Origin of the sequence: Rhodoplanes azumiensis (genome assembly GCF_042682915.1) — a bacterium.
In the GTDB taxonomy this organism is placed as follows: Bacteria; Pseudomonadota; Alphaproteobacteria; order Rhizobiales; family Xanthobacteraceae; genus Rhodoplanes; species Rhodoplanes azumiensis.
On record NZ_JBHUIW010000012.1, the window covers coordinates 1 to 15,558 of the forward strand.

8 protein-coding genes are annotated in these 15,558 nt (G+C 67.8%); 2 read left to right on the plus strand and 6 right to left on the minus strand.

Annotation, left to right across the window (positions count from 1 at the left end; translation table 11 throughout):
• Positions 1-108 precede the first annotated feature (108 nt).
• The 6 genes from rpoC to ACFSOX_RS11765 all read right to left on the minus strand — a co-directional run bounded on the left by rpoC (position 109) and on the right by ACFSOX_RS11765 (position 12,960).
• A complete protein-coding gene (gene rpoC / locus ACFSOX_RS11740; RefSeq protein ID WP_378478000.1) occupies positions 109-4,302 on the minus strand; it encodes a DNA-directed RNA polymerase subunit beta' in 4,194 nt (1,397 codons plus the stop codon).
• Positions 4,303-4,470: 168 nt separating this feature from the next.
• Complete coding sequence (gene rpoB, locus ACFSOX_RS11745) at positions 4,471-8,592, minus strand: DNA-directed RNA polymerase subunit beta (protein WP_378478001.1); 4,122 nt, start codon at positions 8,590-8,592, stop codon at positions 4,471-4,473.
• A 293-nt stretch (positions 8,593-8,885) separates the two neighbouring features.
• Complete coding sequence (rplL, locus tag ACFSOX_RS11750; RefSeq protein ID WP_272777753.1) at positions 8,886-9,260, minus strand: 50S ribosomal protein L7/L12; 375 nt, start codon at positions 9,258-9,260, stop codon at positions 8,886-8,888.
• Positions 9,261-9,305: 45 nt separating this feature from the next.
• Positions 9,306-9,821 (minus strand): 50S ribosomal protein L10, encoded by a 516-nt coding sequence (rplJ, locus tag ACFSOX_RS11755; RefSeq protein WP_378478108.1) that lies wholly within the window; start codon positions 9,819-9,821, stop codon positions 9,306-9,308.
• Positions 9,822-10,777: 956 nt separating this feature from the next.
• Positions 10,778-12,241 carry an ATP-binding protein gene (locus ACFSOX_RS11760; protein WP_378478002.1) on the minus strand — a complete coding sequence of 488 codons (1,464 nt, stop codon included), beginning with the start codon at positions 12,239-12,241 and terminating at the stop codon, positions 10,778-10,780.
• On the minus strand, positions 12,238-12,960 hold the full coding sequence (locus tag ACFSOX_RS11765) for a response regulator (protein WP_378478003.1): 723 nt from the start codon (positions 12,958-12,960) through the stop codon (positions 12,238-12,240). Before ACFSOX_RS11765 ends, ACFSOX_RS11760 begins: the two co-directional genes overlap by 4 nt.
• 456 nt (positions 12,961-13,416) lie before the next feature.
• Between ACFSOX_RS11765 and ACFSOX_RS11770 the strand changes: the two genes are divergently transcribed.
• Positions 13,417-14,394, plus strand: coding sequence for a GDP-mannose 4,6-dehydratase (locus tag ACFSOX_RS11770; protein WP_378478004.1), 978 nt, complete (start codon positions 13,417-13,419; stop codon positions 14,392-14,394).
• A 159-nt stretch (positions 14,395-14,553) separates the two neighbouring features.
• Complete coding sequence (locus ACFSOX_RS11775; RefSeq protein ID WP_378478005.1) at positions 14,554-15,450, plus strand: polyphosphate kinase 2 family protein; 897 nt, start codon at positions 14,554-14,556, stop codon at positions 15,448-15,450.
• Positions 15,451-15,558: the final 108 nt, after the last annotated feature.

Here is a 15,558-nt window from a genome sequence, read left to right on the forward strand (position 1 = left end):
GCCTGTCCACAAATCCCCAGCTCCTAAACCACTCAAAATCTAATGGTTGCTACGAAGCAACAACGAAGTAAAAGAGCCGCCCCGAGGGGCGGCTCTTCGTCGCTTGTCCTACTCTGCGGCGGGCAGCGCCGCCGGCTGCTCCGGCGGCTTGTCCGACGACACTTTCTCGCGCTCCTCGAGGATCAGCGAGTCGCGCTTGCTGGCGATCTCGCGCAGCACGTTCATCTGCGCGCCGGTGCCGGCCGGGATCAGGCGACCGACGATGACGTTCTCCTTGAGCCCGTCCAACGTGTCCGCCTTGCCGGCGACCGCCGCCTCGGTGAGCACGCGGGTGGTCTCCTGGAACGACGCCGCCGAGATGAACGAGCGGGTCTGCAGCGAGGCCTTGGTGATGCCGAGCAGGACCGGATGCGCCTTCGCCTCCTTCTTGCCCTCCTCGCGGGCGCGGGCATTGACCTCGTCGAACTCGACCCAGTCGATCTGCTCGCCCTGGATGAGGTCGGTCTCGCCGGCGTCGTCCACCTCGACCTTCTGCAGCATCTGGCGAACGATCACCTCGATGTGCTTGTCGTTGATCTGCACGCCTTGCAGCCGGTAGACCTCCTGGATCTCGTTGACCAGATAGGCCGCCAGCTCCTCGACGCCCTTGACCGCCAGGATGTCGTGCGGGGCGGGATTGCCCTCGACGATGTAGTCGCCCTTCTCGATGAGGTCGCCGTCCTGCAGATGGACGTGCTTGCCCTTCGGGATCAGGTACTCGCGCGGCTCGACGTCCTTCTCGTTCGGCTCGATGGTGAGCCGGCGCTTGTTCTTGTAGTCGCGCCCGAACCGCACCGTGCCGGAGATCTCGGCGATGACCGCCGCCTCCTTCGGGCGCCGCGCCTCGAACAGCTCCGCCACCCGCGGCAGACCGCCGGTGATGTCGCGGGTCTTGGCGCTCTCGGTCGGCATGCGCGCGATGGCGTCGCCGGCCTTCACCTTGGTGCCGGGATCGACCGAGAGGATGCAATCGACGGCGAGCTGGTAGCGGGCGTCGCCGCCGCGCGCCAGCTTCATCACCTTGCCCTCGTCGTCCTTGATGACGATCGCGGGGCGCAAATCCTGGCCGCGGCCGGAGGCCCGCCAGTCGATGACCACGCGCTTGGCGATGCCGGTCGACTCGTCGAGCGTCTCGGACATCGACTGGCCTTCGACCAGATCCTCGAAGCCGATGGTGCCCTCCGCCTCGGTCAGGATCGGCCGGGTGTAGGGATCCCACTCGGCGATGCGCTGGCCGCGCTTGATCTTGTCGCCCTCGTCGACCTTGACGCGCGAGCCGTACTGGATGCGGTGGACGGCGCGCTCGGTGCCGTCCTGATCGACCACCACCACGGCCATGTTGCGGGCCATGGCGATCAGCTCGCCGTCCGAGTTCCGCGCCATGCTGCGGTTCTTGATCCGGATCGTGCCTTCGAAGTTCGACTCGATGAAGGACTGCTCCGAGATCTGCGCCGCACCGCCGATGTGGAACGTGCGCATGGTGAGCTGGGTGCCCGGCTCGCCGATCGACTGCGCCGCGATGACGCCGACCGCCTCGCCCATGTTGACCGGCGTGCCGCGGGCGAGATCGCGCCCGTAGCAGGCACCGCACACGCCCGAGGTGGTCTCGCAGGTGAGCACGGAGCGGATCTTCAGCTCCTGCACGCCGGCCGTCACGATCCTCTCGACGTCACGCTCGTCGAGGAGCGTGTTGCGCGCCACGATCAGCTCGCCCGACGACGGATCGCGAACGTCCTCGGCCACGGTGCGCCCGAGGATGCGGCTGCCGAGCGAGGCCACCACGGTGCCGGCGTCGATGATCGCCCGCACCTTGATGCCGCTCGTCGTGCCGCAGTCGTCGGTCGTGATGATGCAGTCCTGCGCGACGTCGACGAGACGGCGCGTCAGGTAGCCCGAGTTGGCGGTCTTGAGCGCCGTGTCGGCCAGGCCCTTGCGGGCGCCGTGGGTCGAGTTGAAGTACTCGAGAACCGAGAGGCCTTCCTTGAAGTTCGAGATGATCGGGCTCTCGATGATCTCGCCCGACGGCTTCGCCATCAGGCCGCGCATGCCGGCGAGCTGGCGCATCTGGGCGGGCGAACCGCGCGCTCCGGAATGGGCCATCATGTAGATCGAGTTGATCGGCACCTCGCGGCCCGTCGTCTCGTCCTTCCGGACCGCCGAGATCTCGCGCATCATCTCGTCGGCGATCTGCTCGGTGCACTTCGACCAGGCGTCGACGACCTTGTTGTACTTCTCGCCCTGGGTGATCAGGCCCTCGAGGAACTGCTGCTCGAAGTCCTTCGCCTCGGTGCGGGTCTTGTCGACGATCTCCCACTTCTTGCGCGGCACCACCATGTCGTCTTTGCCGAACGAGATGCCGGCCTTGAACGCGTGGTGGAAGCCGAGCGCCATGATGCGATCGCAGAAGATCACGGTCTCCTTCTGGCCGCAGTGCCGGTAGACCGTGTCGATCATGTTGGAGATCTCCTTCTTCGTCATCAGCTTGTTGACGACGTCGAAGGGAACCTTGCGGTGGCGCGGCAGCACCTGGGAGAGGAACACCCGACCCGGCGAGGTGTCGTACATGCGCACGACCTCGTCACCGTTCTCGTCGAGGCCGATCCAGCGGTACTTGATCTTGGTGTGCAGCGTGATCGCGCGCTCGCCGAGCGCGTGCTCGATCTCGGCCATGTTCGAGAAGGCCTTGCCCTGCCCCGGCTCGTTGTCGCGAAGGAGGGACAGGTAGTAGAGGCCGAGAACGATGTCCTGCGACGGCACGATGATGGGCGAGCCGTTTGCGGGGTGCAGGATGTTGTTCGTCGACATCATCAGCACACGCGCCTCGAGCTGCGACTCGAGCGACAGCGGCACGTGCACGGCCATCTGATCGCCGTCGAAGTCGGCGTTGAAGGCCGCGCAGACCAGCGGATGGAGCTGGATCGCCTTGCCCTCGATCAGCACCGGCTCGAACGCCTGGATGCCGAGGCGGTGCAGGGTCGGGGCGCGGTTCAACAGCACCGGATGCTCGCGGATGACCTCGTCCAGGATGTCCCAGACTTCCGGCTTCTCCTTCTCGACGAGCTTCTTGGCCTGCTTCACCGTGGTCGACAGACCCTTGGCGTCGAGCCGCGAGTAGATGAAGGGCTTGAACAGCTCGAGCGCCATCTTCTTGGGCAGGCCGCACTGATGCAGCTTGAGCTCGGGTCCGACGACGATCACCGAGCGGCCCGAATAGTCGACGCGCTTGCCGAGCAGGTTCTGGCGGAACCGGCCCTGCTTGCCCTTGAGCATGTCGGCGAGCGACTTCAGCGGGCGCTTGTTGGCACCCGTGATGACGCGGCCGCGGCGGCCGTTGTCGAACAGCGCGTCGACGGCTTCCTGCAGCATCCGCTTCTCGTTGCGGATGATGATGTCCGGCGCGCGCAGCTCGATCAGCCGCTTGAGGCGGTTGTTGCGGTTGATGACGCGGCGATAGAGATCGTTGAGGTCCGACGTCGCGAAGCGGCCGCCGTCGAGCGGGACGAGCGGGCGCAGATCCGGCGGGATAACCGGCACGACGGTGAGGATCATCCACTCCGGCTTGTTGCCGGACTGGGTGAAGGCCTCGATCAGCTTGAGCCGCTTGGCGAGCTTCTTCGGCTTCAGGTCGGAGGTCGACTCGGCGATCTCCTTGCGCAGATCCGCCGCGAGCTTGTCGAGGTCCATGCCCTTGAGCAACTCGCGGATCGCCTCGGCGCCGATCATCGCCGTGAAACTGTCCGCCCCGTACTCGTCCTGCGCCCGCAGATACTCCTCCTCGGAGAGCAGCTGCCGGTTCTGCAGGGGCGTGAGGCCGGGCTCGAGCACCACGTAGTACTCGAAATAGAGGATCCGCTCGAGATCCTTCAGGGTCATGTCGAGCAGCAGGCCGATGCGGCTCGGCAGCGACTTCAGGAACCAGATGTGCGCCACCGGCGCGGCGAGCTCGATGTGGCCCATCCGCTCGCGCCGGACGCGCGAGAGAGTCACCTCGACGCCGCACTTCTCGCAGATGATGCCCTTGTACTTCATGCGCTTGTACTTGCCGCACAAGCACTCGTAGTCCTTGATCGGACCGAAGATGCGGGCGCAGAACAGGCCGTCGCGTTCCGGCTTGAAGGTCCGGTAGTTGATGGTCTCCGGCTTCTTGATCTCGCCGTAGGACCACGACAGAATCTTTTCCGGGCTCGCGATCGAGATACGGATCTGGTCGAACACCTGGGCCGGCACCTGCGGCCCGAAAAGATTCATGACCTCTTGATTCATTGCTGTCTCCACACTTGGTGGGGTTCGACCGACGCCCGATCCGCGGATCGTTCCGCAACCGCCGTGTCGTTCCTTGGAAAACCGCCCGTGACCGAACGCACGCGGGCACCGCGCCGCGGCGGGGCCGCGGCGGCGGGAGGGCCGGGTGTCACCCGGCCCGCAGGACCGTCACTCGGCCGCCTCCGCGGAGTCGCTCGGGCCGCGCTGGTTCTTGGAATTGTGCAGGTCGACGTTGAGGCCGAGCGAGCGCATCTCCTTGACCAGCACGTTGAAGGACTCGGGGATGCCCGCCTCGAAGGTGTCGTCTCCGCGCACGATCGACTCGTAGGCCTTGGTGCGACCGGCGACGTCGTCGGACTTCACGGTGAGCATCTCCTGCAGCGTGTAGGCGGCCCCGTAGGCCTCCAGCGCCCAGACCTCCATTTCGCCGAAGCGCTGTCCGCCGAACTGCGCCTTGCCGCCCAGCGGCTGCTGGGTGACGAGCGAGTACGGGCCGATCGAGCGGGCGTGGATCTTGTCGTCGACCAGGTGGTGGAGCTTCAGCATGTAGATGTAGCCCACCGTCACCTTGCGGTCGAACTGATCGCCGGTGCGGCCGTCGTACAGCGTCACCTGCCCGGAGCAGTCGAGCCCGGCGAGGTTCAGCATGGTCTCGATGTCGTGCTCCTTGGCACCGTCGAACACCGGGGTGGCGATCGGCACGCCCTTGCGCAGGTTCGAGCCGAGCTCGACGAGCTCGCCCTCGCCCAGCGACTGGATGGTCTTGTCGTCGCCGTAGACCTTGTCGAGCGTCTCCTTGAGCGGCTTGAGATCGGCGCGCGCGTAATACGCGTCGATCGCCTCGCCGATGCGCTTGCCGAGGCCGGCGCAGGCCCAGCCCAGATGCGTCTCGAGGATCTGCCCGACATTCATGCGGCTCGGCACGCCGAGCGGGTTGAGCACGATGTCGACCGGCTGGCCGTCGGCCAGGAACGGCATATCCTCGGCGGGCACGATCTTGGACACCACGCCCTTGTTGCCATGACGGCCCGCCATCTTGTCGCCGGGCTGGATCTTGCGCTTCACCGCGACGAAGACCTTGACCATCTTCATCACGCCGGGCGGCAGCTCGTCGCCGCGCTGCAGCTTCTCGACCTTGTCGAGGAAGCGCTGCTCCAGGCCCTTCTTGCTCTCCTCGTAGGACTTCCGGATCGCCTCGATCTCGCTCATCAGCTTGTCGTCGGCAGTGGCGAACAGCCACCACTGCGACCGCGGATACTCGTCGAGCGAGGCGCGGACGATCTTGGTGTCCTTCTTGAAGCCCTTCGGGCCGGCGATGGCGGTCTTGCCGTCGAGCATCTCGGCGAGGCGGCCGTAGACGTTGCGGTCGAGGATCGCCTGCTCGTCGTCGCGGTCCTTGGCGAGCCGCTCGATCTCCTCGCGCTCGATGGCGAGCGCGCGCTCGTCCTTCTCGACGCCGTGGCGGTTGAATACCCGCACCTCGACGACCGTCCCCTGGACGCCGGGCGGCACCCGCAGGGAGGTGTCGCGCACGTCCGAGGCCTTCTCGCCGAAGATGGCGCGCAGGAGCTTCTCCTCCGGCGTCATCGGGCTCTCGCCCTTCGGCGTGATCTTGCCGACCAGGATGTCGCCGGCATGGACCTCGGCACCGATGTAGACGATGCCGGCCTCGTCGAGATTCTTGAGCGCCTCTTCCGAGACGTTCGGGATGTCGCGGGTGATCTCCTCCGGCCCGAGCTTGGTGTCGCGGGCCATCACCTCGAACTCTTCGATGTGGATCGACGTGAACACGTCGTCCTTCACGATCCGCTCGGAGAGCAGGATCGAGTCCTCGAAGTTGTAGCCGTTCCACGGCATGAACGCGACGAGCACGTTGCGGCCGAGCGCGAGCTCGCCGAGCTCGGTCGACGGACCGTCGGCGATGATGTCGCCCTTGGCCACCGAGTCGCCCACCTTCACCAACGGACGCTGGTTGATGCAGGTGTTCTGGTTCGAGCGCTGGAACTTCTGCAGCCGATAGATGTCGACGCCCGACTTGGTCGGGTCGAGATCCTCGGTGGCGCGCACCACGATACGGGTGGCGTCCACCTGGTCGATGACGCCGGTGCGGCGCGCCGCGATGGCGGCGCCCGAGTCCCGCGCGACGACGCCCTCCATGCCGGTGCCGACGAACGGCGCCTCGGCGCGCACCAGCGGCACGGCCTGCCGTTGCATGTTCGAGCCCATCAGGGCGCGGTTGGCGTCGTCGTTCTCGAGGAACGGGATCAGCGCCGCGGCGACCGAGACGAGCTGCTTGGGCGACACGTCCATGTAGTCGACGCGGTCCGGCGGCATCATCAGCACGTCGCCGGCGTGGCGGCAGACGATCAGATCCTCGGTGAACTTGCCGTCGGCGTCGACCGGCTGGTTGGCCTGGGCGACGTAGTAGCGCCCCTCCTCCATGGCCGACAGATAGATCACGTCGTCGGTGACCCGGCCGTCCTTGACGCGCCGGTAGGGCGTCTCGACGAAGCCGTACTTGTTCACCCGCGCATAGGTGGCGAGCGAGTTGATCAGGCCGATGTTCGGACCTTCCGGCGTCTCGATCGGGCAGATGCGGCCGTAATGGGTCGGGTGCACGTCGCGCACCTCGAAGCCGGCGCGCTCGCGGGTCAGACCGCCCGGGCCGAGCGCCGACAGGCGCCGCTTGTGGGTGATCTCCGAGAGCGGGTTCGTCTGGTCCATGAACTGCGAGAGCTGCGACGAGCCGAAGAACTCGCGCACCGCCGCCGCCGCCGGCTTGGCGTTGATCAGATCCTGCGGCATCACGGTGCCGATGTCGACCGAGCTCATCCGCTCCTTGATGGCGCGCTCCATGCGCAGGAGGCCGATGCGGTACTGGTTCTCCATCAGCTCGCCGACCGAGCGGACGCGGCGGTTGCCGAGATGGTCGATGTCGTCGATCTGGCCCTTGCCGTCGCGCAGATCCACCAGCGTCTTGATCACGCCGAGAATGTCTTCCTTGCGCAGCACCCGGATGGTGTCGGGGCACTGCAGGTCGAGGCGCATGTTCATCTTCACGCGGCCGACCGCCGACAGGTCGTAGCGCTCGCTGTCGAAGAACAGCGACTGGAACATCGCCTGCGCGGTGTCGAGCGTCGGCGGCTCGCCCGGGCGCATCACCCGATAGATGTCGAACAGGGCGTCCTCGCGCCGCATGTTCTTGTCGACGGCGAGCGTGTTGCGGATGTAGGCGCCGATGTTGACGTGGTCGATGTCGAGGACCGGGACGTCCTTGTAGCCGACCTCGGAGAGGAGCTTCAGGGTCTTCTCGGTGATCTCCTCGCCGGCCTCGACGTAGATCTCGCCCGTGTTGGCGTTGACGAGATCCTCGGCGATGTAGGAGCCGATCAGCTCGTCGTCGGTCATTCGCAGCGCCTTGAGACCCTTCTCCTGAAGGAGGCGCGCCTGACGGACCGTGATCTTCTTGCCGGCCTCGACCACCACCTTGCCGGTGTCGGCGTCGACGAGGTCGTTGATCGCCTTGTAGCCCTTCATCCGGTTGGCGTCGAAGGGCACGCGCCAACCGTCCTTGGTCTTCTTGTAGACGATCTGGCTGTAGAAGGTGTTGAGGATCTCCTCGCCGTCCATGCCGAGCGCGTACAGCAGCGACGTCACCGGAATCTTCCGGCGCCGGTCGATGCGCGCATAGACGATGTCCTTGGCGTCGAACTCGATGTCGAGCCAGGAGCCGCGATACGGGATGATGCGGGCCGCGAACAGGAGCTTGCCCGAGGAGTGGGTCTTGCCCTTGTCGTGGTCGAAGAACACGCCCGGCGAGCGGTGCATCTGGGAGACGATGACGCGCTCGGTGCCGTTGACGATGAAGGTGCCGTTGTTGGTCATGAGCGGGATGTCGCCCATGTAGACATCCTGCTCCTTGATGTCCTTGACCGACTTGGCGCCCGTCTCCTCGTCCACGTCGAACACGATCAGCCGCAGCGTCACCTTCAGCGGCGCGGCATAGGTCATGCCGCGCTGGCGGCACTCGTCCACGTCGTACTTGGGCGGCTCGAACTCGTAGCGCACGAACTCGAGCTGCGCCGTGTTCGAGAAATCGGAGATCGGGAACACCGACTTGAAGACGGCCTGCAGCCCTTCGTCCGGCCGCCCGCCTTTCGGTTCCTGGATCAGCAGAAACTGGTCGTAGGACGCCTTCTGAACCTCGATGAGGTTCGGCATCTCCGCCACTTCCTGAATCTTGCCGAAGAACTTGCGAACCCGCTTACGACCGGTGAACGTCTCTGCCATCGTGGCCTCTCGCTTCCTCCGACGGCCGAAATGGCCGCGGGGGGCTTCCGGGCTCTCGCGAGCGTTGCCGGAAGCGGCATGCCGGTGGGCTCTTCGCGACGTCTCCCGCGACTCGTCCGCGCGCCCGCCGTTAAGGTCGGGCGGCCCGGGCTTGCCCGGACCGCACAATCGTCATGTCGATCCGGGTGCGCCCTGGAGCGCGGCGCGACCCGGATCACGCAAACCTCGTGCCACCCGTGCGGACGGCGTCGATTCCGCAATATAGGAACGGAATCGATTGACAAAGCTCACGATTACTTGAGTTCGACCTTGGCGCCCACCTTCTCGAGGGTCGCCTTGATCTTCTCGGCCTCGTCCTTGTTGACGCCTTCCTTGACCGGCTTCGGGGCACCCTCGACCAGATCCTTGGCCTCCTTCAGGCCGAGACCGGTGAGCGCGCGCACCTCCTTGATGACCTCGATCTTCTTGTCACCGGCGGCGGCCAGGATGACGTTGAACTCGGTCTTCTCCTCGACCGGCGCCGCGGCGGCGGCGGCCGGGCCGGCCGCGACGGCCACGGCGGCGGCGGCGGACACGCCCCACTTCTCCTCGAGCAGCTTGGCCAGCTCGGCCGCCTCGAGCACGGTGAGGCTCGACAGGTCGTCAACGATCTTCTGCAGATCAGCCATTGCAGTCAGTCCTTGTTGGTTTCGACTAGTTCGGGTTGGCGAGCGTCACGCCTCGCCCTTGCTGGCATAGGCCTGAACCACCCGCGCGAGCTTGCCGGCCGGCGCGTTGACGAGCTGCGCCACCTTGGTCGCCGGGGCCTGCACGAGGCCGACGATCTTCGCGCGGAGTTCGTCGAGGGACGGCAGCGTGGCGAGAGCCTTGACGCCGTCGGGGTTCAGGGCGGTCTTCCCCATCGCTCCGCCGAGGATGACGAACTTGTCGTTCGCCTTGGCGAAGTCGGAGACGACCTTCGGCGCCGCGATCGGATCACCCGAGTAGGTGAGCACGGTCGGCCCCTTGAGGAGGGGCGCGACGACCGCCGCGTCGGTGCCATCAAGAGCGATCTTGGCGAGACGGTTCTTGGCGACCTTCACGGACGCACCAGCCTGCTTGGCCTGCTTGCGCAGGGTCTGCATCTGGGCGACGGTCAGGCCGGCATAGTGAGCCACGACCACGACGTTGGAGGCCTTGAAGACCTCGTTCAGCGTCATGACGAGCTCTTTCTTTGCCGCTCGATCCACGTCTTGCTCTCTCTGGTTGATGGCCGCGAGGGCCACCGGTTGCATCGACCGCCCCTTCCCCGCCTCTCGCGAAGCGGCACCGGGACGGCGCTTCTTGCCCTGTCCCCCTCGGGCGCGAGCGCGCCGTCGGGTCAACCCGAGTCGGAACCGTACGGGGTCTCCCCCGAAACCGATCTTCCCCGTCTGTGCAGGCCCTTGCAGCGGATCCTCTGAGCAGAGAAGCCGCTCGCGGAGCGGAATTAAGCGTCTGCCGTTGCCGTTGAAGCGCGGGCGGAAGCACCTGCAGTCTCGGACAGGACCGACCGTTCGAACGGAACGGCCGCGTGCCGCGGAGAGTTGGCGGATCCGTCCCCTGGTCCCTTCAGATCGATCCCGTCGGATGCCCAAAAGGAACAGAGTCCTGTACCGCCAGATTTTCCGAGAACACGCAAGGGCGCGCCGACAAAGGGCCGGCGCGCCAGTGGGGGCTATTTAACGAGTCGAATGTGGTTTGCCAAGCCCCTCGTCTCCGGTTCGCGACGGAACCGGACGGAGCCGTGTTCGAGGTGGACCTGGCGATCGCGACACGACTCGCTCGGCGGCGCGTCGCCGCGTGTCGCACCTGGCCGTCAGGGCCGGCCCGATCACCGACCTATACCCTGGGATTATGTATGGAGTGTAATCGCCGGCAGCATAGGCGGCGTCGGCGCCGAACCGCAGCGCGTACCCGCGCCGTGTCACGGCCCCGAGCGGGGGTCGATGAGAGGCGCGGGATGGCCGGGCGAGAGATATCGACAGACAGAAGGGGTCGGCCTCCGCCGGAGCAGGCGGCGGAGGCCGATCTGTCGACCCGCGCGTGGCCACGGGAACGCCGGAGGCGTATGGGCACGGTTTAGCACGCCACCTGTTGTCCCGGTGTTGCGGAAGTCGCTAGAATTGTTTCGGTGGCGTGCTTCGGCTCATGCTCGCGCGACGGCTCATGCTCGCACGACCTGGACCGACGACGGCTCGGGCGGTCCTTCCGCCGGCGTTCGATCGTCCTCCGATGCCGTGGCCGAGCCGCCGTTCGGGCCGTCTGCCCGGGCCCGCACGATCACGTCGCCCGGCAAGGTGATCCGGGCGAGCAGACCGTGTGGGCTCGCATCCAGCAGCGCAAGCGAGCCGCCATGCGCAGCCGCGACCACCTGGGCGATCGAGAGGCCGAGCCCGAACCCGGTGGTTCCGTCCATGCTGCGGGCGCTCTCGCCGCGGGCGAAGGGGCGCAGCATCGCGCTCTTCTGGGCATCCGGAAGCCCCGGGCCATCGTCTTCCACGTCGATCGCGACCCGGTCCGCCGCGAGGCTCAACCGGACTGTCGCCCGTCCGGCGTAACGAACCGCATTGTCGACGAGATTCGTCACCGCGCGCTGCAGCTCGTCGGGGTGCCCGAGGATCACGGCATGGTCCGGTCCCGAATAGGTCACGGCATGGCCGAGATCGGCGAACTGGTCGCAAACGGTGGTCAGGCTCGCGGTCAGGTCGACCATGACCGGCGCGCGCGCCGACTGCCCGCTGCGCATGAAGACGAGCAGCGACTCGACCATTCCGCGCATTTGATCGAGATCGGCCAGCGCCTGGGCCCGCAGGACGTCGTCCTCGATGAACTCGCTGCGCAGCCGCAGCCGGGTGATCGGGGTGCGCAGATCGTGGCCGACCGCCGCCAGCATTTGCGACCGTTCCTCGACCATCGCTTTAATTCGTGCGCGCATCCCATTGAGAGCACGAGCAGCCACCTGGATTTCCTGCGGCCCGCGCTCGGCCAGCGGAACGATCTCGCCGTCCGGCCGGAACGCCTCCGCCGCGCTGGCGAAGGCGCGCAGCGGCCGCGTGAGCGCGAGCGCGGCCCAGCCGCTCAGCACGGTGACGAGGCTCGCCAGGATGACGATCGTCACCTGCAGCGGGCCGAACGGCGGCCGCCACCGCGGCGGCACGGTCGCGGCCAGTGCCGTCCCGTCGCTCAGCCGCACCGTGATGCGTCGCGGGGCGCCCGGCTCGGCCGGCGCGATCGCCGAGGCGGTGACCCCGGCCGGCAAAGCGCGCAGCTCGCGATCGAGCCCCCAGGGCTCGGGCGGCGGCCGGCCCGGCGGAGGCGCGAGGCCGGGTGACGGCGCGATCCGGCCCGGCACCGGGGGCATCACCTCGCCCCGGGCGAGCCCGAACTGCGGGAACGCCGTCGCGGCCCGCGCGATCAGGGCGTCGCGGCCGTCCGGATCGGCCTCGGCGAGCCGCACGAGCGCGACGAGCTGCGCCGCCATGTCCTCGCGGGCTCGCCCGTCGTCGCGATCGCCGAAGAACAACAGCAGGGTCAGCAGGCCGTGGATCCCCAGGAGCGAGACCACCACCAGGCCGGCGATCTGGGTTCCGATGGAGAGCGGGAACAGCCGCCCGAGCGCGGGCCTCATGACGCGACGGCGACCTCCGGCGTGAACACGTAGCCGCCGGACCGGACCGTGCGGATGATCTCGGGGTGGTGCGGGTCGGCCTCGATCTTGCGCCGCAGCCGGCTGATCAGCACGTCGATCGAGCGCTCGAAGGCACCGGCGGCCCGCCCCTGGGTGAGATCGAGCAGCTGATCGCGCGACAGCACCCGGGCGGGGTGCTCGCACAACGCCTGCAGGAGGTCGAACTCGCCGCCCGTGATCGCCACCGCCCCGCCCTCGGGATTGGTGAGCTTGGCGAGCCCGCAATCGAGCCGCCAGCCCAGGAAGGTCAGCACGCGGGGGCGTCGGCCGGCGGGACCGCGCAGGATCGAGTCGCTGCGCCGGAGAACCGCCTTCACCCGGGCGAGCAGCTCGCGCGGGTTGAACGGCTTGGCCAGATAGTCGTCGGCGCCCATCTCGAGACCGACGATGCGGTCGACCTCCTCGCCGCGCGCCGACAGGATGATCACCGGCACGCCGGACGCGTCGCGCAGCCGGCGGCACAGGCTCAGCCCGTCCTCGCCCGGCAGCATGAGGTCGAGCACGACGAGGTCGATCCGGCTCGTCCCCATCACGCGGTCCATCTCGCGGCCGTCGCCGGCGAGCGACACGCGGCACTCGTTGGCGCGCAGGTAGCGCGCGACGAGTCGGCTGATCTCCTGGTCGTCCTCGACGACCAGGATATGCGGAGTCTCGGTCATTCGGCCCCCCGTTTGGTCCTCTCGCATACGCATGATCGGCCGGGTTCGGGCGCGATTTCTCGTTTCTGCTTGTTTCTGCGTCACCGTCCGCAATCTCCCGAAACAACTCGGCGGCGCGGCGATCGCCGACGGACGGTGCTGGACCATCCCGGGTGGCGTTCCGATACACCGGCACGCACGGGTTCGCCACCCGCGGCGAACGAGACCCCGCCCTGCCCGACGCCCCAGGCGACCCGGGACGCCCTGCCCGCGTCGCTCCCGGGGCACCCGCCCTCGCCCGACATCCGGACGGCCGGGAGGCGGAGCGCGCTGTTCCTGCGCGGACCGGTCTGTTACACCGGCGCCTTTCGTCGTGCCGAGTGGAGTCATGATCGCAGCCGCGGCCCTTCTCGTGTCCCGGCCCCGACGCGCCGGCGGCCGTTCGTCGTCGCGGCCCGGCAGGCCGTCCAGGTCCGCATGAGCCGGACCGCCTTGATCCTCGGCGTCTCGGGCCAGGACGGCAGCCTGCTCGCCGAGCGGCTGTCGGCCGAGGGCACGGTCGTGCACGGCACGTCGCGCGACGCCGCCGGTAACCCGTTCGCGAACCTCGCCCGGCTCGGCATCCGGGAGCGCGTCACGGTCCACACCTGCGTGCCGGAGAACGTCTCCGACGTCCGGCGCCTGCTGGAGAGGGTGCAACCGGACGAGGTCTACAACCTCTCCGCCCAGAGCTCGGTCGGCCGCTCCTTCGCGGCCCCGCGCGAAACGATCGACAGCATTCTCGGCGCCACGGTCGGCATCCTCGACGCGATCCGCGACGTCGCGGCGCCGATCCGCTTCTGCAATGCGGGTTCGGGCGACGCCTTCGGCGATACCGGCCCGGACGGCGCCGACGAGACGACGCCGCTGCGGCCGCACAGTCCCTACGCGATCGCCAAGGCGGCGGCCCAGCGGACGGTCGAGACCTATCGCGAGACGTTCGGCCTGTTCGCCGTCACGGCGATCCTGTTCAGCCACGAATCGCCGCTGCGATCCGAGCGTTTCGTCACCCGGAAGATCGTCCGGGGGGCCGCCCGCATCGCCGCCGGCGAGATTTCCGGGCCGTTGCGGCTCGGCAATCTCGACGTCACCCGCGACTGGGGCTGGGCCGCGGACTATGTCGACGCCATGCGGCTGATGGTGCGCGCCGAGGCGCCCGCGGATCTGGTCGTCGCCACCGGCCGCGCGGCGACCCTGCGGGATTTCGCGGCCGCCGCCTTCGGCGCCTTCGGGCTCGACTGGGAGGCGCATGTCGTGTCGGTCGACGCGCTCAAGCGGCCGTCCGACATCGCGTTCTCGGTCGGCCGGCCGGATCGGGCGCGCGCGACGCTCGGCTGGACCGCCGAAACCCGCATGCCCGAGCTCGTCCGACGGCTCGCCATGGCGACCGGGACCGGCGCGCGAGCCGAGCGGTGAGGCCGGAGAGGTCGGGCGTCGACGATCCGCGGGCCGATCGTCGGACCCGACCCTCCCGCACCCCTTTTTGCCCGACGCGTCCGGACGCGGTATCGATGCGGCGCCGTCCGGGCGCACGCCGCTCGCGCCCACACCGTCCCGCCTCCGGAGTGTCCGCGCATGCCCATGAGGGCCGCCGAGCTGATCGCCCCCTTCCGCGTCACCAAAGGCCGCAAGTTCGCGCTGTCCGACATCGCGCCCGACGACACGCTCGGCCTCGACATCGAGAAGGAGGAGGCCAAGCTGCACATCGCGGCCGGCGTCGAGAGGCTCTCGGAGATGCAGGAGAAGCTCTACGCCCAGGACCGCTGGTCGGTGCTGCTGATCTTCCAGGCGATGGACGCGGCCGGCAAGGACGGCGCCATCAAGCACGTGATGTCGGGCGTCAATCCGCAGGGCTGCCAGGTCACCTCGTTCAAGCAACCTTCGGCGCTCGAGCTCGACCACGACTACATGTGGCGTTGCCTGATCCATCTGCCGGAACGCGGCCGCATCGGCATCTTCAACCGCTCCTATTACGAGGAGGTGCTGGTCGCCCGCGTCCACGAGGCGGTGCTGGCCCGCCAGAAACTTCCTCCCCGGCTCGTCGGCAAGCACATCTTCACGGAGCGCCACGAGGACATCGCGAATTTCGAGCGCTACCTCGCCCGCAACGGCACGCTGATCCTGAAGTTCTTCCTGCACGTTTCGAAGAAGGAGCAGAAGCGGCGCTTCATCGAGCGGCTCGACGAGGCCGAGAAGAACTGGAAGTTCTCCGGCGCCGACATCGCCGAGCGCCAGCACTGGAAGGCGTATATGCGCGCCTACGAGGACATGATCCGGGCGACCGCCGCTCCGCACGCGCCGTGGTTCGTCGTGCCGTCCGACAACAAATGGTTCGCCCGACTGGTGATCGTGGCCGCGATCGTCGAGGCGATGGGAACGCTCGACCTCGCCTTCCCGACCTTGTCGAAGTCCGAGCGCGCCGGCCTCCTGAAGGCCCGCGCCGCCCTCATGCGCGAGAACCACGACCGCTGACGCCGGCAGCCCGCAGCCCGCAGCCCCCGCCCCCGGGTCGCCGCAGCATCGAACCGCGCGGCGGCGACGGCGCTCTAATTCTTGTCGGCTCTTGAAACATCCGACCGA